This is a genomic window from Neisseria zalophi (genome assembly GCF_008807015.1).
Lineage (GTDB): Bacteria > Pseudomonadota > Gammaproteobacteria > Burkholderiales > Neisseriaceae > Neisseria > Neisseria zalophi.
Map to the genome: position 1 here is coordinate 1262986 of NZ_CP031700.1, position 23042 is coordinate 1286027.

The following is a 23042-nucleotide window of genomic DNA, read 5'->3' on the forward strand; positions in this document are numbered from 1 at the left end:
CATTGGCATAAGGGGAAGTAAGCCGAAAAGGGTGGGGAATAGTTCTTTATGGTTAATCAAGCCATAAGCCGGATAGAACAAAGGCCGTCTGAAAGAAAGTTTTCAGACGGCCTTGATATATTTATAAAGATGGATTCAAGCAATGCGTGCGTACATACCGCACATACCCTACGCATGAGGTTTAGGGTTTTATACAGGCTACGGCTTGCTTTTTACTAGTAAAATAATTTTTAATATCTGAATTCAAAGTCTTGCCTTTATAATACCCGTCAAAATTATAATATAACTCAGCCTTTTGGTCTTCTTTAATTGTTAGTGGATAGAAATAAAAAGAATTTGTACTTAGTGATGATATTTTTTGCTCAAAATTTAACCATTCATTTAAAATACTGAGAGTGTCTTCTGTATAGCTTTCTAAAGAATTATTATCTAAATATTTTTTAATAATAATTGCAGAAATAATGGCATATTTACCATATCTTAGGCCAAATCCATAATTAGCTTGATCAGTACCATGCTGTTTTTCTATTTGGTTTAAATATTGATAACATAAATAAGCATAATAATATTTATAAATATTATCTTCTGAGGCTGTCAAATTTTGAGAAAAATTCTTTTCCTCAAAAATCTTTTTATCACTATTTCTTCTAGCTTGGGCAGCATTCCCATTACAAGCCATTGCTAGTCTTAATAAATGCTCACGGCTAATTATTTGTTTTCTATTTATATATTTTTCTTTCAATCCATCTGAATACTCTCCTTTTTTTCTTTCATAATATATACCAAATTTATCGAAAAACTCTTTTTGTATATACAATTGTACTTGTTCATTTGATCTTCTATCTGCTTCAGATACTTGGCTTTGTTGATTTGTAGCTCTTGAAATTGACTCAATAAGTTTAATTTTTCGATCTTGGTCTGCATTGTTATCTTTACCGAAAGTAATTATTTTTAGTAAAACCTCTTTATTTTTAAAAATATCTTTTGGTTGTTTATCTAATAACATTTCTTCATATATTCTACTTAATGTGAATGCAGTTTGTCCCCCATTAATAATTTGAGGGCTTGTTATACAAATTTGAGCCTTATCTTGTTGACCTATTTTTTCATTAAATGAAGTTTCATCAGAAAGCATTGTAAGACCATTATTATATAATGCAAATTCATTGGTTTCTTTATATATTATAGTGTTATATATTTCTTTATTTACATCATTTGATTGTAGTTCAAGGTAACATCTAGGATTATATTTTAAAATTGAATTTTTATATTTATATAAAATTTTACCAATTTCTTCAGTTGGTACAAATACAACTGTAATATCACAGTTTTCGTATTCTGTTTTAACAGAATAGTTAATTTTTGCACTAGAAGAAGTTGTATTTGCTAGATTTAAATATATAGATAGTTCACTTTGGTTATAAAATGTACCTGTAACAACTGGAAATAATAATTCTGTATATGTTTTATTGAAATCAAATACAGTTGCAGGAAACCCTCCTGTTATTCTTCTAATTTGATTATTGGAAAATCTTGTTATATTGGCTAAAACTATAATTTCATATGAATATCTCCCAATATTATCAATATTTTTAATATCCCTTATTAATTGTTGAATTTTACCATTGTATTTGTTTTTATTTTCATCTTCTTCAAATCCTTCTGTAATCCTATCAACATCCATTGATAGCAATTCATTTAAACTAATCTCTTTAGTTTCATAATTTGTAGCATTGATTCTAAATTTTGATTGGATAAAATAAATTTTCTTATTTTCTATATCTATATAATAAGCATCTATACCTCCATCATAAGGTCCATCAGTTATATAATATTCTCTCTCTTCAAAATCTAAAATTCCAAAAATTACTTTTAAATATAGATGAATAATAGCTCTTGATCTTGCTTGATTTCTACCTTCAATATCATTGCTATTGGGATAGTAACGTTTATATTTTTCAGGGGATTCCAAACAAATTCTATCTAGAATATTGATTAATGTTTCGTATTTTTTATTCATAAAATATCTCCTTTGTTTAAATATCATTTAATTCAATATATTTAATAATCTCTTTCAAATACTTCCCCGTATAACTTCCCTCAACCTTAACCACTTCCTCCGGCGCCCCTTGCGCAATAATCCTACCGCCTCCATCGCCGCCTTCGGGCCCTAAATCAACAATATAATCAGCAGTCTTAATTACGTCAAGATTGTGCTCAATAATCACAATCGAGTTGCCTTTGCCTTTCAGACGGCCTATTACATCGAGCAATAAGGCAATATCGGCGAAGTGTAGGCCGGTGGTGGGTTCGTCTAGGATATAGAGGGTGCGGCCGGTGTCGCGTTTGGAGAGTTCGAGGGCGAGTTTGACGCGTTGGGCTTCGCCGCCGGATAGGGTGGTGGCGGATTGGCCGAGGCGGATATAGCCTAAGCCGACGTCCATCAGGGTTTGCAGTTTGCGCGATACGGTGGGCACGGCATCGAAAAATTCGCGGGCTTCGGCAACGGTCATATCGAGTACTTGGCTGATGTTTTTGCCTTTGTATTGCACTTCGAGGGTTTCGCGGTTGTAGCGTTTGCCGTGGCAGACTTCGCAGGGCACATAAACATCGGGCAGGAAGTGCATTTCTACTTTAATCACGCCGTCGCCCTGGCAGGCTTCGCAGCGGCCGCCTTTTACGTTGAACGAGAAGCGGCCGACGTTGTAGCCGCGTTCGCGCGATAGGGGAACGCCGGCGAATAGTTCGCGGATGGGGGTGAACAGGCCGGTGTAGGTGGCGGGATTGGAGCGCGGGGTGCGGCCGATAGGGGATTGGTCGACATTAATCACTTTATCAAGGTGTTCGAGGCCGGTGATGTCGTCGTAGGGTGCGGGGTCTTCGTGGGCGCGGTTGAGTTCGCGGGCGGTGATTTTGGCCAGCGTGTCGTTAATCAGGGTGGATTTACCGCTGCCGGATACGCCGGTGATGCAGGTAATCAGCCCCAGCGGCAGTTCTAGGGTAACGTTTTTCAGATTGTTGCCGCGTGCACCCTTGAGCACAAGCATGCGATCGGGGTTAACGGGGGTTCTTTCAGACGGCACGGCGATGCTTTTTTTGCCGCTGAGGTATTGGCCGGTAATGGATTCGCTGCATTGGGCGACTTTGTCGGGAGTGTCGGCAATCAATACCCGCCCGCCGTGTTCGCCCGCGCCGGGGCCCATATCGACTACAAAATCGGCTTCGCGGATGGCGTCTTCGTCGTGTTCGACCACTATCACGCTGTTGCCTAAGTCGCGCAGGCGTTTGAGGGTGCCGAGTAGGCGGTCGTTGTCGCGTTGGTGCAGACCGATAGAGGGTTCGTCGAGCACATACATCACGCCGGTGAGGCCGCTGCCGATTTGGCTGGCGAGGCGGATACGCTGGGCTTCGCCGCCGGATAGGGTTTCGGCGCTGCGGGAAAGGTTGAGGTAGTCGAGGCCGACATTAATCAGAAAGCCTAGGCGTTCGGTGATTTCTTTGAGGATTTTTTCGGCAATCTGCTGTTTGTTGCCTTCTAATTTTAATGTTTCGAAAAAGCGGTGGGTTTGGGTGAGCGGCCATGCGGAAAGCTCGTGTAGCGGTTGTTGGCCGACATAAACATAACGGGCTTCTTTGCGCAGGCGTGCGCCGCCGCAACTGGGGCAGGCTTGGTGGCTTTGGTATTCGGCCAGTTGTTCGCGCACGGTGGCGGAATCGGTTTCGCGGTAGCGGCGTTCCAAATTGGGAATAATGCCCTCAAAGGCATGGCTGCGGTTAAAAGAGGTACCTTTTTCGGAAAGATAGGCGAAGTCGATTACTTCTTTGCCCGAGCCATGTAAAACGATCTTGCGGATTTTTTCGGGCAGCTCTTCAAATGGGGTGTTGACATCAAATTGATAATGGCGTGCCAGCGATTGAATCATTTGAAAATAAAACTGGTTGCGTTTATCCCAGCCTTTAATGGCACCCGCGGCTAAAGATAATTCGGGATGGGCGACTACGCGCTCGGGGTCGAAAAAGTTCATGCTGCCCAAGCCGTCGCAAGTGGGGCAGGCGCCGACGGGGTTGTTAAACGAAAATAGGCGCGGTTCGAGTTCGGGCAAGCTGTATGAGCAGACGGGGCAGGCAAAGCGGGCGGAAAACCAATGCTCTTTGCCGCTGTCCATTTCCATCGCCAAGGCGCGTTCGCCGCCATGTCGCAGGGCAGTTTCAAAGCTTTCGGCCAAGCGTTGTTTGATGTCGGCTTTCACTTTTACGCGGTCGATAACCACATCAATATTGTGTTTGATGTTTTTTTCGAGTTTGGGCACTTCGTCCAGCTGGTAAACTTCGCCGTCTACGCGCACGCGGGCAAAGCCTTGCGCTTGCAGGTCGGCAAAAAAATCGACAAATTCGCCTTTGCGCTCGCGCACGGACGGCGCCAATATCATCACGCGGGTATCTTCAGGCAATGCCAATACATGATCAACCATTTGCGACACGGTTTGGCTGGCTAAGGGCAGGTTGTGGTCGGGGCAGTAGGGCGTGCCGACGCGGGCATAAAGCAGGCGCAGATAGTCGTGGATTTCGGTAACGGTGCCGACGGTGGATCGGGGGTTGTGGCTGGTGGATTTCTGTTCGATGGAAATGGCGGGCGACAGCCCTTCAATCAGATCGACATCGGGCTTGTCCATCATTTGCAAAAACTGGCGCGCATAGGCAGAAAGGCTTTCCACATAACGGCGCTGGCCTTCGGCATAGAGGGTGTCGAACGCCAGCGAAGATTTGCCACTGCCCGATAATCCGGTAATCACCACCAATTGATGGCGGGGAATATCGAGATCAATGTTTTTGAGATTGTGGGTGCGGGCGCCGCGGACGCGGATGGTATCGTTATTGCTCATATCGGAAGGCCGTCTGAAATAGAATGGAACCGTGTATTATAACATTTTACGGGTTGAAAAGTACCGTATCCGGCCGGTAGGGAATACTTGGGGCTGAAAGGTTTGCTAATAGGGGTTTCGGGAAACGGTTTACGTTATGCCATTGGGCTGACAGGGTATTTTTTCAGACGGCCTGATAATAGGGTTTACCGGATAGGCTAAGGGCGGATGATTATCCGCCCTTTTGAATGTTATTTATCGGGGTTTAAGCCGAAGTGCAGATAGCTGCGCTCGGTTGCGGTGCGCCCGCGCGGGGTGCGCTGTAAAAAACCTTGTTGGATAAGGTAGGGTTCGATAACGTCTTCGATAGTGTCGGTGGATTCGCCAATGGCGGCGGCGATGTTTTCCAAGCCGACCGGGCCGCCGCTGAATTTGAATAATACGGCTTCTAAAAATTTTCTATCCATCACATCCAAACCGACCGAATCGACATCCAACATGCTGAGGGCGGCATCGGCGGTTTCGGCATTAATCACGCCTTGGTTTTTCACTTCGGCATAATCACGTACACGGCGCAACAGGCGGTTGGCAATACGCGGGGTGCCACGGCTGCGGCGGGCGATTTCCAATGCGCCTTCTTCGCCCATATCCAGTTGCAGCAATTGTGCGGAACGGCTGACGATAGTCGCCAAATCATGAGTTTCGTAAAATTCCAAACGCGACACAATGCCGAAGCGGTCGCGCAGCGGGTTGGTGAGCATACCGGCGCGGGTGGTGGCGCCGACCAGTGTAAACGGCGGCAGGTCGATTTTAACGGAACGGGCGGCGGGGCCTTCGCCAATCATAATATCCAGTTGGTAGTCTTCAAGGGCGGGATAGAGAATTTCTTCAACGACGGGGCTGAGACGGTGGATTTCGTCGATAAACAAGACGTCGTGCGGTTCGAGATTGGTGAGCAGGGCGGCTAAATCGCCGGCGCGTTCGAGTACGGGGCCGCTGGTTTGGCGCAGGTTGACGCCCAATTCTTTGGCGATAATGTGTGCCAATGTGGTTTTGCCTAAGCCGGGCGGGCCGAACAGCAGGGTGTGGTCAAGCGCTTCGCCGCGTTTGCGGGCGGCTTCGATAAAGATGGCAAGTTGTTCTTTGGCTTTGGGCTGGCCGATATAGTCGCCGAGTGTTTTCGGGCGCAGGGCGCGTTCAAGCAGCTCTTCCTGTGTGGAAATGCTTTGGGCGGTAATAATGCGCTGCGGTTGGGCGGCGGAGAGGTTATCGGTTTGCAACATGGTTTAACAGCTCGTCGGAAAGTTTGGCCGTCTGAAACGGTGTTCGGGCGGCTTTGGGGATACTGTGTTTATATAATTGATAGCTTGTGCCGTCAACCGATAAAGTATCCGGTTGCCATGCCTTTAGCGGTTGGTGCGTTCTGCCTGCCGCCACATAATATAGTCGCGCAGGGGCGGTGCTGGCGGGTTGATGCAGTGCGGGCAAACGCCGGTAATGTCTTCGTCGTCGTCTTCGATATGCAGGGCGTTGGGGTCGAAGCGTGCTTGTTGTGCGACAGCTTGCGCCAAGGCTTGTGCTTGGACGACATCGAATTCGAATTGGGCTAGGATTTCGTTGAGCAGATTGTTTTCGGCATCGCTGAAACGGCTGCTATGCTCTGCAATCAGGCGGATGTAATCGCCATTGCTTATTTTTTGGTTTAGTAATTCTTGATTCATATAATGAAGCCGTCTGAAACGTGGTGTGTGGTGTGTTCGTGATTGCGATTATAACGCTTTTCAGACGGCCTGAAACAGATTAACTTTCCTGTTTCGGTTCGGGCTGCCCAATGGCTGATATGACGATATTAAAGTTATTTGCAATAGAGACACGATATAAAACATCGTCTCTATATAAATCTTTCTGTATTTCGGCGGTAATATTTTTATTCGATTCATCTAGTGCATTAAAAAAAGTTTGTAGCAATGCCTTGCCAGTTTCATATTCCTCGAAATCGGTTGTGCCGTTAATAGATAAAACCGTTTGTATGGCTGAAAAAATATTGTTTATATTGGCAGCTTTACTTTCCGGTGTTTGCCTGCCGATTTCCGGTTTTACCAATTCAAACCCGATAGCGACAACGGTAACTTGATTGTTTTTATTGGTTCGGATTTGTATGGTGGCAAAATCTCGTTCTATGTTTTCTATTGCCCCGCAATGATTATCGGATAGTGTAGATTTTTGAAGATCGACAGTGCGGCCGTATGATAGCAATGCGGTAGTAATATTTTTCTTTAACTCGGTAGTTGATATGCCTAAGGGTTTGGGGCAAGAAAGTGTTTTTACTTCTTTTTGTGTTGGGTCGGGAGTAGAAGTTGCTTGTTGCTTTGGACTGCAGGCAGTTAAAAGTGTGATGAATAGTAATGCCAATAGCTTAAATTTGTTCACTATATTTCCCTTTTATATTTTATTGGCATAATAGCATGATGGATGTTTAAAACCGTAGATTAAGTTGGATTGGTAGCTATTTTAAAGAGAAAATGTTGTATTTTATGAGCTGTTTGAGCCGTCTGAAACGGTTTTATTTTTATATGGTATGAAACTTTTGATTTTGGTATATATGATATGGCAGAAAATATTCTGCTTCGGTATAGATGGATAATGGTTTCAGCCTATTTTTATTTAATATTCGGATAATTTGGAATGGAAATTTTAACGAAACTCAGCCGTTTTTTCGGTCAAACTTTTGCTTTATGGGCGGCTTTGTTTGCTGCCGTCGCTTTTTTTGCCCCCACTGCTTTTCAATGGGTATTACCGCATATTTCGTTGTTGCTTGGTGTGATTATGTTCGGCATGGGGCTGACGCTGGCACCGGGGGATTTTAAAATTTTGGGGCGGCATCCGAAAGCGGTGCTGATCGGGGTGGTTGCCCAATTTGTGATTATGCCGATAACGGCTTATTTGTTGGCGGTGGCATTTTCACTGCCGGCTGAGATTGCGGTTGGCGTAATTTTGGTGGGAGCGTGTCCGGGCGGCACGTCTTCTAATGTGATTACTTATTTGGCTCGCGGCAATGTGGCGCTTTCTGTGGCGGTAACATCGGTATCGACATTATTGGCTCCTATATTAACGCCGGTGGTGTTTTATTTATTGGCGCATCAATGGTTGGAAATTTCGGCGGGTGCGATGTTTGTGTCTATTTTAAAAATTGTGTTGCTGCCGATTGTGTTGGGTGTGGTGGCGCATACGCTATTGAGAAAGCAAACCGAAGCGGTTGCGGATATTCTGCCGTTGGTGTCGGTGGTGGCGATTGTATTGATTGTTGCTGCGGTTGTCGGGGCGAGTAAAGCGAAAATTGTGGAAAGCGGGCTGATGATTTTCGGGGTGGTGATTTTGCACAATATTATCGGCTATTTATTGGGCTTCTTTACGGCTAAGTTATTCAAGCTGCCTTATGATGCGCAAAAAACGCTGTCGATTGAAGTGGGCATGCAAAATTCGGGCTTGGCAGTAGCATTGGCTTCGGCTTATTTCACGCCTTTAGCTGCCGTACCGGGTGCGGTGTTCAGTGTTTGGCACAATATTTCCGGTTCGCTATTGGCTTCTTATTGGGCGGCTAAAACGGATAAAGTGGAAAATATGAAAGAAACGCATGGTGCTTAGATAGAGTATTTTATTTTTACAGATTGAATAATGAACGATATTGCTTGATATTGGTCTTTATTAGAATTAGAAGGCCGTCTGAACATTTCGGTGTTTCAGACGGCTTTCTGACAATAAAATAATAATATCTAATTATGAATGTGTTGGAGTTGATGGATTATTATTATATTTTTAATTTATTTTAAGCAGGCATTAAGCCAATATTGCTGTTGTGCAGGATTCAGCATTTTATAGAAGCGGTGTTGGATAGATAGTTCGTCAACAGCAAAATCCATGCTGGCCAGATAACGTTTTTCAACATAATCGCGGGTGTCTTCTTTGTTGAAGCGCTCGTCAGATAAGATACGGATAATATCGCGGCGGCGGTTTTTATTAATACGGTCGTCTCGGCGCATGGATTTATCGAGTGCTTTTTTATATTCTTTGCGTATGGAGCTTAGCTCGCTTCTTTGTTTGCGGGTTAAGTTTAAAGGGCGAATATCGCAATTGGGGTAAAAATCGTCTAGACGCGCGGTCATCGGAGCCGCATAAACAGAAGCCGCACCCAAGCAGAATATACAGCTACCGACCGTGATGGTTTGCACCATACGGTTGAATGTTATTGTGATAAGCATATTGTTTTCCCAAGTTTCAATATTTGCAAAATATAACGGATATGTATGTGAAACGCGGTATAATCGTAGTTAACTTTCGTTAATGACAATGAAGTTTTATTTAAAAAGCGATTTTATATCATGGTATTGTAGTAGATATATTGTGAAGTTTATTTGCTGCATTATTATTTAAATACTTCAGAAAAGGATAAATTGTGCAACAATTTCGCATCGCTCCCAGTATATTGTCTGCCGATTTTGCCCGTTTGGGTGAGGAAGTAACCAATGTTATTCAGGCGGGTGCCGATCTGATTCACTTTGATGTGATGGATAATCATTATGTGCCGAATTTAACTTTCGGCCCGATGATTTGTGCGGCTTTGAAGCCTTATGCTACGGTGCCGATGGATGTGCATTTGATGGTGGAGCCGGTGGATGATTTGATTGTTTCGTTTGCCAAAGCCGGAGCGGATATTATTACTTTTCACCCCGAAGCAACCCGCCATGTCGACCGCAGTTTGAGCTTGGTGCGCGATTCGGGCTGTAAAGCGGGATTGGTGCTAAATCCGGCAACACCTGTTTATTTGTTGGAACATGTGTTGGATAAATTGGATACGATATTGTTAATGACGGTTAATCCGGGTTTCGGCGGTCAAAGTTTTATTCCGCAGTCTTTGGTAAAAATCCGGCAGGTGCGTGATTTATTGGATATGTATGCGGCTGAAAGCGGTCGTCGGATTTCGTTGAAAGTAGACGGCGGTATTAAAGTAGATAATATTGCCGAAGTGGCTCGCGCGGGCGCGGATACGTTTGTGGCAGGCTCTGCTATTTTCGGCAAACCGGATTATCGGGCGGTGATTGATGCTATGCGTCAAGAATTGGCTGCTTCTTCGAAAGAGTAATGGTTTGGTATTGAATTGAACTATTTTAATTGATTCAAAATCTTAATGAATATTTAGGCCGTCTGAAAAGTTTTCAGACGGCCTGAGTTTTATGGATAAAGCTTTTTAGCCTTTAGCTACCCTGCGCCAGTGATGCAGCAATGGTTCGGTGTAGCCGTTGGGCTGTTCGGTGCCTTTAAATACCAAATCGCAAGCGGCTTGGAAGGCGGGGGAGGTGTCGAAGCGTCCGGTCATGGGCACATACGCCGCATCGCCTTCGTTTTGTTTGTCGACAATGCCGGCCATGCGTTCGAGAGTTTCGCGCACTTGGGCTTCGCTTACAACGCTATGCAATAACCAGTTGGCAATATGTTGGCTGGAAATCCGCAGTGTGGCACGGTCTTCCATCAGGCCGACGTTGTGGATGTCGGGCACTTTGGAACAGCCGACGCCTTGTTCAACCCAGCGAACCACATAGCCGAGAATGCCTTGGCAGTTGTTATCCAATTCTTCCTGAATCTCTGCGGCAGACCAATTGCGATTGGGCGAGAACGGGATGGTCAGCAAATCATCGGTGTAGTCGACAGCGGTTTGCTCAAGCAGTTTTTTCTGTACGTCGAAAACGTTCACTTGATGATAATGCAGGGCATGCAGCGTTGCAGCGGTCGGCGAGGGCACCCAAGCGGTGGTGGCGCCGGATTTCGGATGGTTGATTTTTTGCTTCAACATTTCTGCCATTAAATCCGGCATGGCCCACATGCCTTTGCCGATTTGGGCTTTACCGGGTAGGCCGCATTGCAGGCCGGTTTGTACGTTGTTGGATTCGTATGCCTGAATCCATTTGCTGGATTTCATATCGCCTTTGCGGATAAACGCGCCGCCCTGCATGGAAGTATGCATTTCATCACCGGTACGGTCGAGGAAGCCGGTATTAATAAATACCGTGCGCTCGGCGGCGGCATGAATACAGGCGGCCAAGTTGGCGGAGGTGCGGCGCTCTTCATCCATAATGCCCATTTTCAGGGTGTTGCGGGGCAGTTTGCATAGGTCTTCAAAAGCGGCAAACAGTTCGTTGGCAAAGGCAACTTCTTCGGGGCCGTGCATTTTGGGCTTCACAATATAAACGGAACCGGAACGGCTGTTTTTATTGTCGCGGCGGTCGAGGTCGAAGGGTGCCATTAATGCGGTCATCACGCCGTCGAGAATACCTTCAGGGATTTCGTTGCCGTTTGAATCAAGCACTGCGGGGGTGGTCATCAAATGGCCGACATTGCGGATAAACAGCAGCGAACGGCCGGGCAGTTTGAATGTGCCTTTGCCGTCGGGGCGGGTATATTCGCGGTCGGGATTCAGTTTGCGGGTAAAGGTTTTGCCGCCTTTTTCGACTTCTTCGGTGAGCGTGCCTGCCATCAGGCCGAGCCAGTTGGCATAAACCAGTGCTTTGTCTTCACCGTCGACAGCGGCTACGGAATCTTCGCAGTCCATAATGGTGCTGAGTGCGGCTTCTAAAATAATATCTTTAATACCGGCCGGATCTTGGCTGCCGATAGGGCTGTTTTTATCGATTAAGATATCCAAATGCAGGCCGTTGTGTAGGAACAGCAACGATGTTGGCGCTTCGGCAGAACCATTGTAGCCGACGAATAATTCGGGCGAGGCCAAGCCGCTTTCGCTGCCGTCTTTCAGTTTGGCTTTCAGACGGCCTTCTACTATCTGATAGGCGATAACATCGCGGTGACTGCCGTTGGTGAGCGGAATGCTGTTGTCGAGAAAGTCGCGCGCGAATGCGATAACGGCATCGCCGCGTTTGGGGTTGTAAGCTTTGCCGGGTGCTAAGTCGCCGCTTTGATCGACGGCATCAGTGCCGTAAAGGGCATCATATAGGCTGCCCCAACGTGCATTGGCGGCATTGAGGGCATAACGGGCATTATTAATCGGCACCACCAATTGCGGGCCGGCTTGTTCGGCAACTTCGCGGTCGACGTTTTGGGTGGATATTTTGAAGTCGGCGGGTGCGTCAACCAAATAGCCCAGCTCTTTTAAAAATGCCTGATAGGCGGCTTCGTCTTTTACCGGGCCGGGGTTTTGTTCGTGCCATTGGTCTATTTTTAATTGGATTCGGTCGCGTTTGTCGAGTAATTCGCGGTTGCGGGGGGCGAATGTTTGCACCAATTCGGTAAAGCCTTGCCAAAATTCGGCAGATTGAACTTTCGGGTGTTTGGGCAATACTTGGGTTTCGATGAATTGGTAGAGATGGTTGTCCACCTGCAAGCCGGCGGCACGGGTGTAATCATATGCCATGTTGATTTCTCCTAAAGCTGTTTTTTTCTCATAAATGCTTTGCTGTATAGACTTGGACAAAGCCAGAGTGAAAATACCATTAATTTGGGGAATAATCCATAGCTTAAGTGCGTCTTTTTTATTAGTGCCTGTATGAAAAAAGGTTTTAATCTTCAATCGGTTTCATGCGACTACATTTTTATTGGTGCAAATTTTAAGAATAAATTGGCCGTTCGGGCGATAAGTTTGCTTTATTGGTATCCGCCACGCCGATTTTGCCTTAATGCTTTTAAAGCGCCTTGGCATTTAGTATGATGCGGCATACTTTTGATGATTGTTTATTATGAATACCCGCCAGATTATTCTCGATACCGAAACCACAGGGCTTTATCCCAATAGCGGCGACCGTTTGGTCGAATTTGCCGGTTTGGAAATGATTAACCGCAAGTTTACCGAAAACTCGCTACACCTTTATGTTCATCCCGAACGCGATATGCCCGCGGAAGCGGCTGCCGTACACGGCATTACCATTGAACAGCTGGAAGAAAAAAACGCACCGGTTTTTGCCAAAGTCGGCCAAGAAATTGCCGACTATCTGCGTGGCGCCGAATTGATTATTCATAATGCCAAGTTCGACGTCGGTTTTCTCGATATGGAATTCCGCCGTATGGGTTTGCCGCCCATAGACGAATTGGGTTGCACCATTACCGACACCTTGGCGATGGCAAGGGAAATGTTTCCGGGGCAGAAGGTTAGCTTGGATGCTTTGTGTAACCGCTTCGATGTGGATCGCAGCAAACGCGTTTATCACGGGGCTTTAATCGACTGCGAATTATTAGGCGAAGTTTATCTTGCCATGACGCGCGGCCAGTTTGATTTAATGGCCGATAGTGGCAGTGAAGAAGCCGAGCAGGTTCATGCGGTTGCCGAGATAAAACGTCCGGCACGTTTGAAAGTGATTCAGGCCGATGAAACCGAATTATCTGCCCATGAAGCTTATTTGGATGCTTTGGATAAAGCCGTTGGCGGTGCATGTTTGTGGCGCGGGGAAGCGGGAGCATGAAACGCAATATCGCTTTGATTCCGGCAGCGGGTGTCGGCGCACGTTTTGGGGCGGGTAAACCAAAACAATATGTTGAAATCAATGGGAAAACCGTGTTGCAGCACACCGTCGATATTTTTACCGCACATCGTGATATTGATTTGACTGCCGTGGTATTGGCGCCGGAAGACCGTTTTTTTCAGACGGCCTCGGAGAAAGTGGTTTTATTGCATTGCGGTGGTACTACACGGGCACAAACCGTGCGTAACGGTATAGACGCTTTATTGGCGCAAGGTTTGGCTCAAGCTGAAGACAATATTTTGGTTCACGATGCCGCACGCTGTTGTTTGCCGTCGGATGCACTGGATAGGTTGCTGAAAGCGGCGGGAAATCGCTCGGAAGGCGGTATTTTGGCGATACCCGTTGCCGATACCTTAAAACAGGCGCAGGCTGATAAACACATTCAAGCCACTGTACCGCGTGCCGGTTTATGGCAGGCACAAACGCCGCAGCTTTTTCAGACGGCCTTATTAAAACGGGCATTGGCAGAAGCCGATTTAAATGCGGTGACCGATGAAGCTTCGGCGGTTGAAATGCTCGGTATTCAGCCGCTATTGGTTGAAGGGGATAGCCGTAATCTGAAGCTGACTTTGCCGCAAGACGAATATATTGTGCGGTTGTTATTGGCGCGCTAATCTTATATTAATATGTTATTAAGAAGTATCTTGATTTTTTAATATTTCAATATTTTTCAGACGGCCTTATTCGATATTTTCCATAATCCAAGTTTTAAATAAGGGGCTGTTGATAATCAGCCTGCCGCCTGCGTCTCTGCTTATCCAGTCATGTCTTTCCATCCGCCTGATTGCGCCCTGCGTGCTGCTGGTGCTGATTGTCGCTACGCCAAGCATAGCGGCGTATTTGCGTCGGTTTTCGCTGCTGTACGGGCTGGTGTAGGGATTGGTTGCAATGTCTCTGATAATCGCCCGTTCAAGCGGTTTCATTTGTTGCCATAAACTCATTTCGTTATGGCTTGCCCTCAATTCTTCTATCCTGCCGGCCGCCGCCGCCGCCAAGCTTGCCGACGGGTTTAATATCATGTCTTGAATGATCGCACGCATATACATGGGCGTATGGTATAGGCGTTCGAATAATGCGTATAAGGCTGTTTTATCTATATTGTTTCCTGTTCTGTTTTGATAAATGTCTGCCAGAAAATCGGTAAAGTCTTTTCCCAGCAGTGGAAAATCCAAAGCATGGGCAAAATGGAAAAACGGTGCTTTATTATCGTTAAACATGGCACGCAGGCCGTTGGTGCTGCTGCCTGTAAAAATGGTTTTGATTTTGTTTTGGTTGACATCCAGCCCTGTTCTGAATGATCTGATTAAGCCGTCTGTATCGGGCAGGCGTGCCAGTTCTTGAATTTCATCCAGTAATAACAGACTGGGTTGGTTGTCTGCGGCTATGAGGTTGAGTAAGTCGGATAATCGGGGGATTTCGGGTTTGTCCGACTCGCGCTCCAAGCCCACGCTCATGATTTCAATTTTGCTGATACTGCTTAAAAAGGTTTTGGTTTTGTTGCCTGTTTGAATATTTTGGGCAAATTGATACAAGGCCGTCTGAAAATCAGTGGCGGGGTTGGTGCTGTCCATGAATGAAAAGTAGAACACATTAAAGCCGTTTTGTTCGGCTAACGGCAATACATCCTGCAATAAAAACTGTGTTTTACCCATACGGCGCGGTGCGAATAAAGTGAAGGCATGGGTAATGCCGTCTTTCAGGCTGTTTATCAGCTTAGAGGCATACTCTCTGCGATGGAAAAATAAAGGGTCTTTCATAATCAGCTGCCTTCAGGTATATGATTTTATATAATATTATACACTTAATGTATAATTATACAAACAATGTATAAAAGTGGATAATGAAGAATAAAAGCCAAGAAATAGTATGATTTTAAATGGTTTTCAGACGGCTTTGTATACCGGTTTGTTTGTTATTATATTGGTGGCTTGGTTTGCAGCTTGTATAAGTTTATCTACTAATAAATCCAACGAATACCAATATTTTATGTTGATTGGATAGTGTTTCCGTAGATAATCTTTAGGCAGATTAATGTAGAAATTTAGGTTTGGGCAGACATAAAAAAACAGCCTTAGAAGGCTGTTTTTTTATGATTTGGTGCGGAAGGAGAGACTCGAACTCTCACACCTTGCGGCGCTGGAACCTAAATCCAGTGCGTCTACCAATTTCGCCACTTCCGCAGAATTTAAAATTTGAAGAAGCGCATTATACCGTAAGTTGTATAAGATGCAATATTGTTTACTTGAAAAATAACATAAAAGACCTATTTAAACCCCGTTGAGGCCGTCTGAATGTTTCAGGCGGCCTCAACGGGGTTTAAAAATAAAGAGAGGAAGCCATGTCTATTTTACTGATTAAAGATTATCTGCAAACCCAAGGAATGCGGTTGCCCGAAGAAGAGGTTAGAATAGCACATTTGGCCGCCCAAACGGTGATGAATGCAGGGCAGGCTGCCATAGAGCATCAAGTGTTGTGGTATGAAAACCATGATATGGCATTGTCTGATCATATTGAGCCGGATTCGGAAAATGAAAAATGGTTAAAACAGGTTTTTATGGCGCTGGATTCCGTATTCAGCCGTGCCGAACCCACTCCGCAAAGTGCGGCGGTTTATTTGCTGATGCCGTCTGAAAAAGAAGGGCGGCCCTCTTTAGTGTCTTTGACTGCACAAGGGCAGGCGCTTGAATCCAAACTGGATGTAACCGAAGAAAACAGTGATTCTTCTTTAGCGGTACGCACTGCCCAAACCGGTTGGTCGAATATTGCCGCCGATATACCTTATTGGCTCAAACAGGAAGCATTGCACGGCGATCATAATCTTCGTTGCAACAGCCAGCTCACTTTACCTGTTGCTACCGAAAACGGCACGGTATTGGGCATTGTGCATGTCGAGTATGCTGAAAAAGACGTATTAGACGATAGTGTGCAAACCGATTGGGTGGCTTTGGCCTTAGCCTTAATTGATCCTTTGAAAGCTTTATTGAAATTAGATTCGCAAGAAAATATACAAGAAGATATAAAAAATGACTAAACCACTCAAATTTGTCGCCTCTTGCCGGTTGCCTACCGAATGGGGTGTATTTACCATGCACGGCTTTGAAGAAGAGAGCGGGCAGGAACATATTGCGTTAACGATGGGGGATATTAACGACGGGCAGGCAGTTTTAGCGCGCGTTCATTCGGAATGTCTTACCGGTGATGCGTTATTTTCTCAAAAATGCGATTGCGGTCCGCAGCTTCAGGCGGCAATGCAGGCCGTGCAAAAAGAGGGGCGCGGCGTGATTGTTTATCTACGTCAAGAAGGGCGCGGTATCGGTTTGATTAATAAGATTCGCGCCTATCATTTGCAAGATAACGGCTTGGATACGGTTGAAGCCAATCTGGCTTTAGGGTTGCCTGTGGATGCCCGTGACTTTACTTTGGCCAAGCATATCCTTGACCATTTAGGCGTGAAAGAAGTGAAATTGCTGACCAATAATCCTGAAAAAATAGAGTCGTTAACCAATGCGGGTATTAATGTGGTTCAACGTATGCCGTTGCAGGTCGGGAAGAATGTGGAAAATCAGCAGTATTTGAGCACAAAGGCGGAAAAACTCGGCCATCTATTTTAAGCATACATAGTGATAAAAAATTAATTTTTTTAAATTTCATATATTTGTTAAAAAAATAGTTTGTGGTGTATAAAAAAGCTTGCATAGCATGGGGAATTTTGGTTTAATCACGTTCTCGTGTTGACAGCGATACGGGTGATTAGCTCAGTTGGTAGAGCGTCTGCCTTACAAGCAGAATGTCGGCGGTTCGACTCCGTCATCACCCACCAAGTTTTCTGTGCGGAGTGGTAGTTCAGTTGGTTAGAATACCGGCCTGTCACGCCGGGGGTCGCGGGTTCGAGCCCCGTCCACTCCGCCAACCTTATTAAAAAAGCATCAATTTTCAGATTGATGCTTTTTTATTTGCTTAATATTTATCAGGCCGTCTGAAACGTTTTCAGACGGCCTGATGTATTTCTATATACAGCTTATACACTTAGTTTTTAATTAGTGATAAATCAATTAAGTTATTCGGTATTGCTTTAACCTAAATCCATTATTTCTGTTGCAAAACGAGTATATTTCTTGAAAAAATATAACTATATTTGTTAATGATGATTGTATTTTAATGTGCATATATTTACAATTGGATGCTAATTGTAAATTAAATGTTACTTTAGGCCGCCAGCCTAAGTTTGGATTACTCACTTGTCAACAAAGGGATATTATGAAAAATATGTCTGCTAAAAATATTGTATTAACTGTAATTTGTTCCGCCGTATTGGCTGCTTGTGGCGGTGGAAGCGGCGGAGGCAGCATCGGTTTAAATAGTGATTTGGTTAATAACGCGATTGCTTCTAGAAAAGTGATTAATGAAATTGAAGCACTTCCTACTGCCGAAAACTTGGCACCTGAGCATATCGCGGCATTACAAAAAGCTTTGAATGATTATCAGCAATTATCTGAGGTACAAAAAGGTAGTGTTCCAAAAGAAAGCATAGATAAATTAAATGGCTTGATAGTGGCTGCACAAGCCTTTAATAATAGCAACAAAAATGATAATAGTAATGATAATAGTATTGGTGGTGTTGATGATATTGTAGATAATAGTCCTTTACCTGCTTTAAACGAGCCATCTCCTGCGCCGACAGCATTTTTAAGCGAGGCGATTAATGGCACTGCGCAACAATTCAACCCTAATATGCAATTGCGTAAGGTCAATAATGAACTGTTGAGCAATCAATCCGTTTTGATTAAAGAAATTGCTGTAAAAGATTCAGGGGAGCCTACGGATCTTTCTAAGCAAGATGCTATTGGTTTGTTGGGATTGACTTTTAGAGATGATTTTGAAAACCCTAATAACTCCCAAAATGATATTGATCGGATTAGTAAAATTAACTCACAAGAAACTATTTCTACTGGAAAAGAGGGCTCAGCTAATATTGATGTAAACCGTGAAGTAGCATACCGACAAGATAAAGATAAAAAGGTTTTAGACCGTAAATGGGATGGTGTTTATGCGGTACGTACTAAAAATGGTATAACCATTGTTTTACGAGATCCATCTGCTATCGGTTGGAAGTATCAAACTTTTGCCCATTATTCTGATGAGGCTAATAATATCCTTGATGCGTATCAAACCATCGGTATTGAAACTCCGTCAGGAGCAATGCCCGCAAGTGGTACGGCGACTTATTCCGGTCTGACAACTGCTTATTTGGCGAATGGTGATAATCGTCGTCAATTAACTGCAGATGTGAAGGCGGTTGCTGATTTTGCGAAGAAAAGCCTGCGTTTTGAAACCAGTCAATCACAATTCCATGAGTTAAAAGATAATGTTCGTGTAACGACTGATGCCAAAGATTTCAATATGAAAGGGTTGGCTGCTTGGCAAGCCAATAGTAATACTTTTAAAGGTAGTGCTAATACGGCTAATGGTATGAGCGGTGAATTGAATGGCAAGTTCTTTGGTGCTTCGGCTGCTGAAATCGGCGGTACTTACGGTTTATCCGGTAATAACCAACAACTGATTGGTGGCTATGGTGCTAAACGCCAATAATATATATTTTAAATAAATAAGTTTAAAATTTAATTGTTTAAAATAAAATGGTAAATAAGCCTGCTGATTTTTCTTTCTTTGAGAATGATTAGCAGGTTTTTATTTATCTCTGAAAATCGCTGAAATAAAAAGTGATGAAAGTTATTCGCCTGACTTTATCGTTTTTATCATTCAAAACATATAGAAAAGGCTGTCTGAAATATTTCAGACAGCCTTGTTTTATCAGGGTGTATCACTATTGTGTTTTCGATATACCAATCATTTTATAAATTCGGGTTTACAATAATTTTTACTGCTGATTCGTTGTTGTGAATCAAAGTTTCAAACCCTTTGGATACCAGCTCATCCAGTTTGATACGTTGGGTAATAAACGGCTCAAGGTTAATGAGGCCGTCTTCAACCAGTTTAATCGTATCACGATGGTTATTGACATAACCGATGGTGCCACGCATATCCAGTTCTTTCATTACCATGCCGTGTACGTTTACCGTAGCTGGATGACTCCATATAGAAACGATAACGATCACACCGGCCGGTTTGGTAAGCTCGACCAAAGAATCCAATACCTTATTCACACTGGTACATTCAAAAGCTACGTCAACACCGCGATCTTCGGTAATTTTCATGATTTCTGCTGCTAAATCCACTTCAGTCGGGTCTAAAATATAATCGGCAACGCCGCTTTCTTTGGCTTTTTCTTTACGCTTGGCACTTAATTCGGTAAGGATAACGGTAATGCCTTTGGCTTTAAGTACGGCAGATAACAGCAATCCGATTGGACCGCCACCGCCGACCAAAGCGATATCCCCTTCTTTGGCACCACTACGTACGAAAGCATGATAACCAACGGCCAACGGTTCGATTAAGGCTGCCTGATCCAGTGGAATTTTATCCGAGATAGGGTGTACCCAACGGCGTTTAACTGCAATTTTTTCAGATAAACCGCCTCCGCGGCCGCCTAATCCGATAAAGTTCATATTTTTGGAAAGATGATAATTGTCGCCGGGTCCGGTGGGAACATCGTCGGCAACAATATAGGGCTCAACAACTACGTGTTGGCCGACTTCAATATCATCTACCCCTTCACCAACGGCATAAACCACGCCTGAAAACTCATGCCCCATAGTGACGGGGGCGGATTCGCCCGAAATAGGATGGGGATGACCGCAGGGCGGAATGAAAATAGGCCCCTCCATAAATTCATGAAGGTCGGTGCCACAGATACCGCACCAAGCGACTTTAATACCGACAGTCCCGGGTTCTACGGTTGGTTCCGGAATGTCTTCAATTCTGATATCACCTTTGTCATAAAAACGTGCTGCTTTCATATTAACCTCCCGGTATTTTGGTTTGAGGAGTGGGTACAGATAGCTTTCTTTAAAACCATTAAAATTTTGTTTATATAAATTAGACAGTAATATATCGATATTGTTTAAATTTATTACGGTCAAAATTGAGTATCTGATAACACTGAAATTTTGATAGGTAGCTTAATTTTATTAAAATAGTAGTAAAATATTTATCTATTTATATTTTATATAAAATAATATTTTTTATTAAAATGATAAGTGATATTTTATTGTTATTAATATGTAAAAAATATTTAAATTGAATGCCGATGTTTTTAAGTATTTATGCGGATTTGATTTTGGTTTTTTAGTAGCAGATTCAATTATTTTTTGTTTGTATAAAAGCAGTCACTAAAGGTACTGGATATAAAGTGTAAAGCCTAAAGCAAAAATTTGAGATTTAACCCAACAGTGGGTACAATCGCTTCCTGTTTTGCTTTAAAAATTGAAGAGAATGATATGAGTCTGATTAGCGAAATCTTGCCCTTATCCCATATTGTGCTGGATTTGGATGTCAGCAGTAAAAAACGTGTTTTCGAACAAGCCGGCCTTTTGTTAGAAAATGAGGCTTCGTTGGCACGTGCCGATGTATTTGATTGTTTGTTTTCCCGTGAAAAATTGGGCACGACCGGACTGGGGCAGGGGGTTGCGATTCCGCATGGCCGCCATGCTTCGGTTAAAAAGGCGGTGGGTGCATTTTTCCGTACCCAAGAGCCTGTGCCTTTCGATGCACCCGACGGTAAACCTGTTTCGCTGATTTTTGTGTTGTTGGTGCCGGAAAATGCCACTAACGAACATTTGGAAGTATTATCTAAGTTGGCAGGTAGATTTTCTCAAAAAGCCGTACGCGATGCTTTAATGGCAGCCTCTTCTGCAGAAGAAGTACAACGGCTGTTAAGTGAAGAATAACCATGCCCAGTGTTTCAGTACGCCGTCTTTATCAGGATAACCAGCGTAAATTGCAGCTGGGTTGGGCAGCCGGTACCGCCGGTGCTGATAACCGTATTGATGTAAAGGCCGACAAACCCATTTTGGCGTTGGTCGGCCATTTGAATTTCATCCATCCCAATCAAGTGCAGGTATTGGGCGTGGCTGAGGTGGAGTATCTCCAGCGTATGGAGGCAGGGGAAACTGCCGTTGGGTTTGATGCGCTTTTTGACTTACCTATGGCGTTGGCGATTGTAGCCAATGATTTACCGGTACCCCCTGTTTTACGCGACTATTGCCATACCAATAATGTTCCACTATTGGTTTCAAAACGGGAAAGCCCGTATCTGATGGATGTATTGCGGATTTATCTGCAAAGAGTATTGGCTGTTTCTACGGTAAAACACGGTGTGTTTCTCGATGTGTTTGAAATCGGTGTGTTAATTACCGGTGAGTCTGGCTTGGGTAAAAGCGAATTGGCCTTGGAATTGATTTCACGCGGACACAGTTTGATTGCCGATGATGCGGTAGAGCTATACCGCACCGGGCCGGAAACTTTAGATGGCCGCTGCCCGCCGATGTTACGTGATTTCCTTGAAGTGCGGGGATTAGGCGTGCTCAATATCCGCCATATTTTTGGTGAAACCTCTATCAGGCCGAAAAAAATATTACAATTGATTATTAATTTGGTTCCGGCGGATGATGAATATATGAAACGGCTTGATCGGTTGAGTATCCGCACCGAAACCGAATCTATTTTAGATGTGAATGTGCGTTCGGTAACGCTACCTGTGGCGATTGGTCGCAACTTGGCGGTATTGGTAGAGGCGGCCGTGCGTAATTATATTTTGCAGCTACGCGGAAAAGACAGCACCAAAGAGTTTTTAGAGCGCCACCAAACTATGTTGAAAGAAGACGAAAGCAATCATGAAAATAGTGTTGATTAGCGGGCTTTCTGGCTCGGGAAAGTCTGTTGCGCTCAAACTTTTGGAAGACTTGGGTTATTATTGTGTCGATAATCTGCCTATCAGCCTGCTGCCCAGATTAGTGCAATATCACAATGAAAATAGTGGTAATAAGCAGTTGGGCATCAGTATTGATATCCGTTCCCGCATTGATATTAAAGAGGCGCAACATGAGCTTCAACTGTTGCGTGATCAAGGCCATAACGTCGAAATCCTTTTTTTGGAGGCAGAGGAAAGTGTTTTGATACGTCGTTTTTCCGAAACACGTCGCAGCCATCCGCTTTCAGGCCAAACTTTTACACTTTTGGAAAGTTTACAAAAAGAAATCGAATGGCTGTTTCCTTTGAGAGAATTGGCCTATTGTATCGATACATCTAAAATGAATGCCCAGCAGCTGCGTTATACCGTACAAAAATGGCTGAAACTCGAGCGTAAGGGCTTGTTGGTGATTTTGGAGTCGTTTGGCTTTAAATACGGTGTGCCGACCAATGTAGATTTTTTATTTGATATGCGTAGCCTGCCCAATCCATATTACGATACCGAATTACGCCCTTACTGCGGCATGGATAAACCTATTCAAGATTATTTGGGGGCACAGCCGGAAGTTGGGGAAATGATTGATGATATTAGCGGTTTTATGAACCGTTGGCTGCCGCGAATGCAGGTAGAGGGCAAAAGTTATGTAACCATTGGGATAGGTTGTACCGGCGGGCAGCACCGTTCGGTTTATGTTGTCGAGACTTTGGCGGAACGTTTAAAAGGGCAATACGAATTACTGGTTCGTCACCGCCAGCTGACACGGATTTGACAGTGTGTTTTCAGACGGCC

General features: G+C 44.4%; 20 protein-coding genes and 3 tRNA genes. 12 read left to right on the forward strand and 11 right to left on the reverse strand.

All coding sequences use genetic code 11. The features are described 5' to 3' along the window. Positions 1-181: 181 nt before the first annotated feature. From D0T92_RS05780 to D0T92_RS05805, 6 genes are all read right to left on the reverse strand, one after another. The gene (locus D0T92_RS05780) at positions 182-2020 is read right to left on the reverse strand and encodes an AIPR family protein (protein ID WP_191963606.1); all 1839 of its coding nucleotides are present in this window, start codon (positions 2018-2020) and stop codon (positions 182-184) included. Positions 2021-2036: 16 nt separating this feature from the next. After that, the gene (uvrA, locus tag D0T92_RS05785; RefSeq protein ID WP_151051078.1) at positions 2037-4883 is read right to left on the reverse strand and encodes an excinuclease ABC subunit UvrA; all 2847 of its coding nucleotides are present in this window, start codon (positions 4881-4883) and stop codon (positions 2037-2039) included. Positions 4884-5113: 230 nt separating this feature from the next. Further along, positions 5114-6145 (reverse strand): Holliday junction branch migration DNA helicase RuvB, encoded by a 1032-nt coding sequence (ruvB, locus tag D0T92_RS05790; protein ID WP_151051080.1) that lies wholly within the window; start codon positions 6143-6145, stop codon positions 5114-5116. Beyond that, positions 6129-6350 (reverse strand): hypothetical protein, encoded by a 222-nt coding sequence (locus D0T92_RS05795; RefSeq protein WP_151051083.1) that lies wholly within the window; start codon positions 6348-6350, stop codon positions 6129-6131. The genes ruvB and D0T92_RS05795 overlap by 17 nt, the downstream gene beginning before the upstream one ends. After that, positions 6269-6583 carry a hypothetical protein gene (locus tag D0T92_RS05800; RefSeq protein ID WP_151051085.1) on the reverse strand — a complete coding sequence of 105 codons (315 nt, stop codon included), beginning with the start codon at positions 6581-6583 and terminating at the stop codon, positions 6269-6271. The genes D0T92_RS05795 and D0T92_RS05800 overlap by 82 nt, the downstream gene beginning before the upstream one ends. 79 nt (positions 6584-6662) lie before the next feature. Then, a complete protein-coding gene (locus D0T92_RS05805; RefSeq protein ID WP_151051087.1) occupies positions 6663-7292 on the reverse strand; it encodes a hypothetical protein in 630 nt (209 codons plus the stop codon). Between the two features lie 255 nt (positions 7293-7547). On the opposite strand from D0T92_RS05805, the gene D0T92_RS05810 reads away from it, so the two are divergent. Further along, positions 7548-8507, forward strand: a complete 960-nt coding sequence (locus D0T92_RS05810) for a bile acid:sodium symporter family protein (protein ID WP_151051089.1) — start codon at positions 7548-7550, stop codon at positions 8505-8507. A 176-nt stretch (positions 8508-8683) separates the two neighbouring features. On the opposite strand, the gene D0T92_RS05815 is transcribed toward D0T92_RS05810, so the two are convergent. Beyond that, positions 8684-9121 (reverse strand): Spy/CpxP family protein refolding chaperone, encoded by a 438-nt coding sequence (locus D0T92_RS05815; RefSeq protein WP_225315079.1) that lies wholly within the window; start codon positions 9119-9121, stop codon positions 8684-8686. 194 nt (positions 9122-9315) lie between these two features. Here D0T92_RS05815 and rpe point away from each other — a divergent pair, with 194 nt between their 5' ends. Next, the gene (gene rpe / locus D0T92_RS05820; protein WP_151051091.1) at positions 9316-10002 is read left to right on the forward strand and encodes a ribulose-phosphate 3-epimerase; all 687 of its coding nucleotides are present in this window, start codon (positions 9316-9318) and stop codon (positions 10000-10002) included. Between the two features lie 105 nt (positions 10003-10107). Here the strand turns inward: rpe and D0T92_RS05825 are convergent, their stop codons facing one another. Next, positions 10108-12282, reverse strand: coding sequence for a malate synthase G (locus D0T92_RS05825; protein ID WP_151051095.1), 2175 nt, complete (start codon positions 12280-12282; stop codon positions 10108-10110). A 322-nt stretch (positions 12283-12604) separates the two neighbouring features. Here D0T92_RS05825 and dnaQ point away from each other — a divergent pair, with 322 nt between their 5' ends. Together dnaQ and ispD are read left to right on the forward strand one after the other, a co-directional pair. After that, entirely contained in the window at positions 12605-13324 is a 720-nt protein-coding gene (gene dnaQ, locus D0T92_RS05830; protein ID WP_151051097.1) for a DNA polymerase III subunit epsilon, read from the forward strand. Then, positions 13321-13998 (forward strand): 2-C-methyl-D-erythritol 4-phosphate cytidylyltransferase, encoded by a 678-nt coding sequence (gene ispD, locus D0T92_RS05835; RefSeq protein WP_151051099.1) that lies wholly within the window; start codon positions 13321-13323, stop codon positions 13996-13998. The genes dnaQ and ispD overlap by 4 nt, the downstream gene beginning before the upstream one ends. A gap of 66 nt (positions 13999-14064) precedes the next feature. On the opposite strand, the gene D0T92_RS05840 is transcribed toward ispD, so the two are convergent. Next, a complete protein-coding gene (locus D0T92_RS05840) occupies positions 14065-15141 on the reverse strand; it encodes an ATP-binding protein (RefSeq protein ID WP_151051101.1) in 1077 nt (358 codons plus the stop codon). Between the two features lie 338 nt (positions 15142-15479). Then, positions 15480-15564: transfer RNA gene (locus D0T92_RS05845), tRNA-Leu, on the reverse strand. Positions 15565-15722: 158 nt separating this feature from the next. Between D0T92_RS05845 and D0T92_RS05850 the strand changes: the two genes are divergently transcribed. The 5 genes from D0T92_RS05850 to D0T92_RS05870 all read left to right on the forward strand — a co-directional run bounded on the left by D0T92_RS05850 (position 15723) and on the right by D0T92_RS05870 (position 18973). Beyond that, positions 15723-16415, forward strand: coding sequence for a hypothetical protein (locus D0T92_RS05850; protein ID WP_151051103.1), 693 nt, complete (start codon positions 15723-15725; stop codon positions 16413-16415). Beyond that, complete coding sequence (gene ribA / locus D0T92_RS05855) at positions 16408-16995, forward strand: GTP cyclohydrolase II (protein WP_151051105.1); 588 nt, start codon at positions 16408-16410, stop codon at positions 16993-16995. Before D0T92_RS05850 ends, ribA begins: the two co-directional genes overlap by 8 nt. Before the next feature lie 133 nt (positions 16996-17128). Beyond that, positions 17129-17204, forward strand: a tRNA-Val gene (locus D0T92_RS05860). Between the two features lie 12 nt (positions 17205-17216). Next, a tRNA-Asp gene (locus D0T92_RS05865) sits at positions 17217-17293 on the forward strand. A gap of 348 nt (positions 17294-17641) precedes the next feature. Continuing rightward, positions 17642-18973 carry a transferrin-binding protein-like solute binding protein gene (locus tag D0T92_RS05870; protein WP_191963607.1) on the forward strand — a complete coding sequence of 444 codons (1332 nt, stop codon included), beginning with the start codon at positions 17642-17644 and terminating at the stop codon, positions 18971-18973. Positions 18974-19236: 263 nt separating this feature from the next. On the opposite strand, the gene D0T92_RS05875 is transcribed toward D0T92_RS05870, so the two are convergent. Continuing rightward, positions 19237-20301 carry a 2,3-butanediol dehydrogenase gene (locus tag D0T92_RS05875; protein ID WP_151051109.1) on the reverse strand — a complete coding sequence of 355 codons (1065 nt, stop codon included), beginning with the start codon at positions 20299-20301 and terminating at the stop codon, positions 19237-19239. A gap of 480 nt (positions 20302-20781) precedes the next feature. Here D0T92_RS05875 and ptsN point away from each other — a divergent pair, with 480 nt between their 5' ends. Genes ptsN through rapZ form a run of 3 tightly spaced genes read left to right on the forward strand, consistent with a single transcriptional unit; the run spans position 20782 to position 23022 of the window. Then, on the forward strand, positions 20782-21231 hold the full coding sequence (gene ptsN, locus D0T92_RS05880; RefSeq protein ID WP_151052998.1) for a PTS IIA-like nitrogen regulatory protein PtsN: 450 nt from the start codon (positions 20782-20784) through the stop codon (positions 21229-21231). A gap of 2 nt (positions 21232-21233) precedes the next feature. Continuing rightward, on the forward strand, positions 21234-22196 hold the full coding sequence (gene hprK, locus D0T92_RS05885) for an HPr(Ser) kinase/phosphatase (RefSeq protein ID WP_151051111.1): 963 nt from the start codon (positions 21234-21236) through the stop codon (positions 22194-22196). Next, complete coding sequence (gene rapZ, locus D0T92_RS05890) at positions 22177-23022, forward strand: RNase adapter RapZ (protein WP_151051113.1); 846 nt, start codon at positions 22177-22179, stop codon at positions 23020-23022. The genes hprK and rapZ overlap by 20 nt, the downstream gene beginning before the upstream one ends. Positions 23023-23042 lie beyond the last annotated feature (20 nt).

Coding starts and splice junctions, on each gene's coding strand:
- D0T92_RS05780 (WP_191963606.1), bottom strand. CDS start 2,020: ATGAATAAAAAATACGAAACATTAATCAATATTCTAGATAGAATTTGT.
- uvrA (WP_151051078.1), bottom strand. CDS start 4,883: ATGAGCAATAACGATACCATCCGCGTCCGCGGCGCCCGCACCCACAAT.
- ruvB (WP_151051080.1), bottom strand. CDS start 6,145: ATGTTGCAAACCGATAACCTCTCCGCCGCCCAACCGCAGCGCATTATT.
- D0T92_RS05800 (WP_151051085.1), bottom strand. CDS start 6,583: ATGAATCAAGAATTACTAAACCAAAAAATAAGCAATGGCGATTACATC.
- D0T92_RS05810 (WP_151051089.1), top strand. CDS start 7,548: ATGGAAATTTTAACGAAACTCAGCCGTTTTTTCGGTCAAACTTTTGCT.
- D0T92_RS05815 (WP_225315079.1), bottom strand. CDS start 9,121: ATGCTTATCACAATAACATTCAACCGTATGGTGCAAACCATCACGGTC.
- D0T92_RS05825 (WP_151051095.1), bottom strand. CDS start 12,282: ATGGCATATGATTACACCCGTGCCGCCGGCTTGCAGGTGGACAACCAT.
- dnaQ (WP_151051097.1), top strand. CDS start 12,605: ATGAATACCCGCCAGATTATTCTCGATACCGAAACCACAGGGCTTTAT.
- ispD (WP_151051099.1), top strand. CDS start 13,321: ATGAAACGCAATATCGCTTTGATTCCGGCAGCGGGTGTCGGCGCACGT.
- D0T92_RS05840 (WP_151051101.1), bottom strand. CDS start 15,141: ATGAAAGACCCTTTATTTTTCCATCGCAGAGAGTATGCCTCTAAGCTG.
- D0T92_RS05850 (WP_151051103.1), top strand. CDS start 15,723: ATGTCTATTTTACTGATTAAAGATTATCTGCAAACCCAAGGAATGCGG.
- ribA (WP_151051105.1), top strand. CDS start 16,408: ATGACTAAACCACTCAAATTTGTCGCCTCTTGCCGGTTGCCTACCGAA.
- D0T92_RS05870 (WP_191963607.1), top strand. CDS start 17,642: ATGAAAAATATGTCTGCTAAAAATATTGTATTAACTGTAATTTGTTCC.
- D0T92_RS05875 (WP_151051109.1), bottom strand. CDS start 20,301: ATGAAAGCAGCACGTTTTTATGACAAAGGTGATATCAGAATTGAAGAC.
- ptsN (WP_151052998.1), top strand. CDS start 20,782: ATGAGTCTGATTAGCGAAATCTTGCCCTTATCCCATATTGTGCTGGAT.
- hprK (WP_151051111.1), top strand. CDS start 21,234: ATGCCCAGTGTTTCAGTACGCCGTCTTTATCAGGATAACCAGCGTAAA.
- rapZ (WP_151051113.1), top strand. CDS start 22,177: ATGAAAATAGTGTTGATTAGCGGGCTTTCTGGCTCGGGAAAGTCTGTT.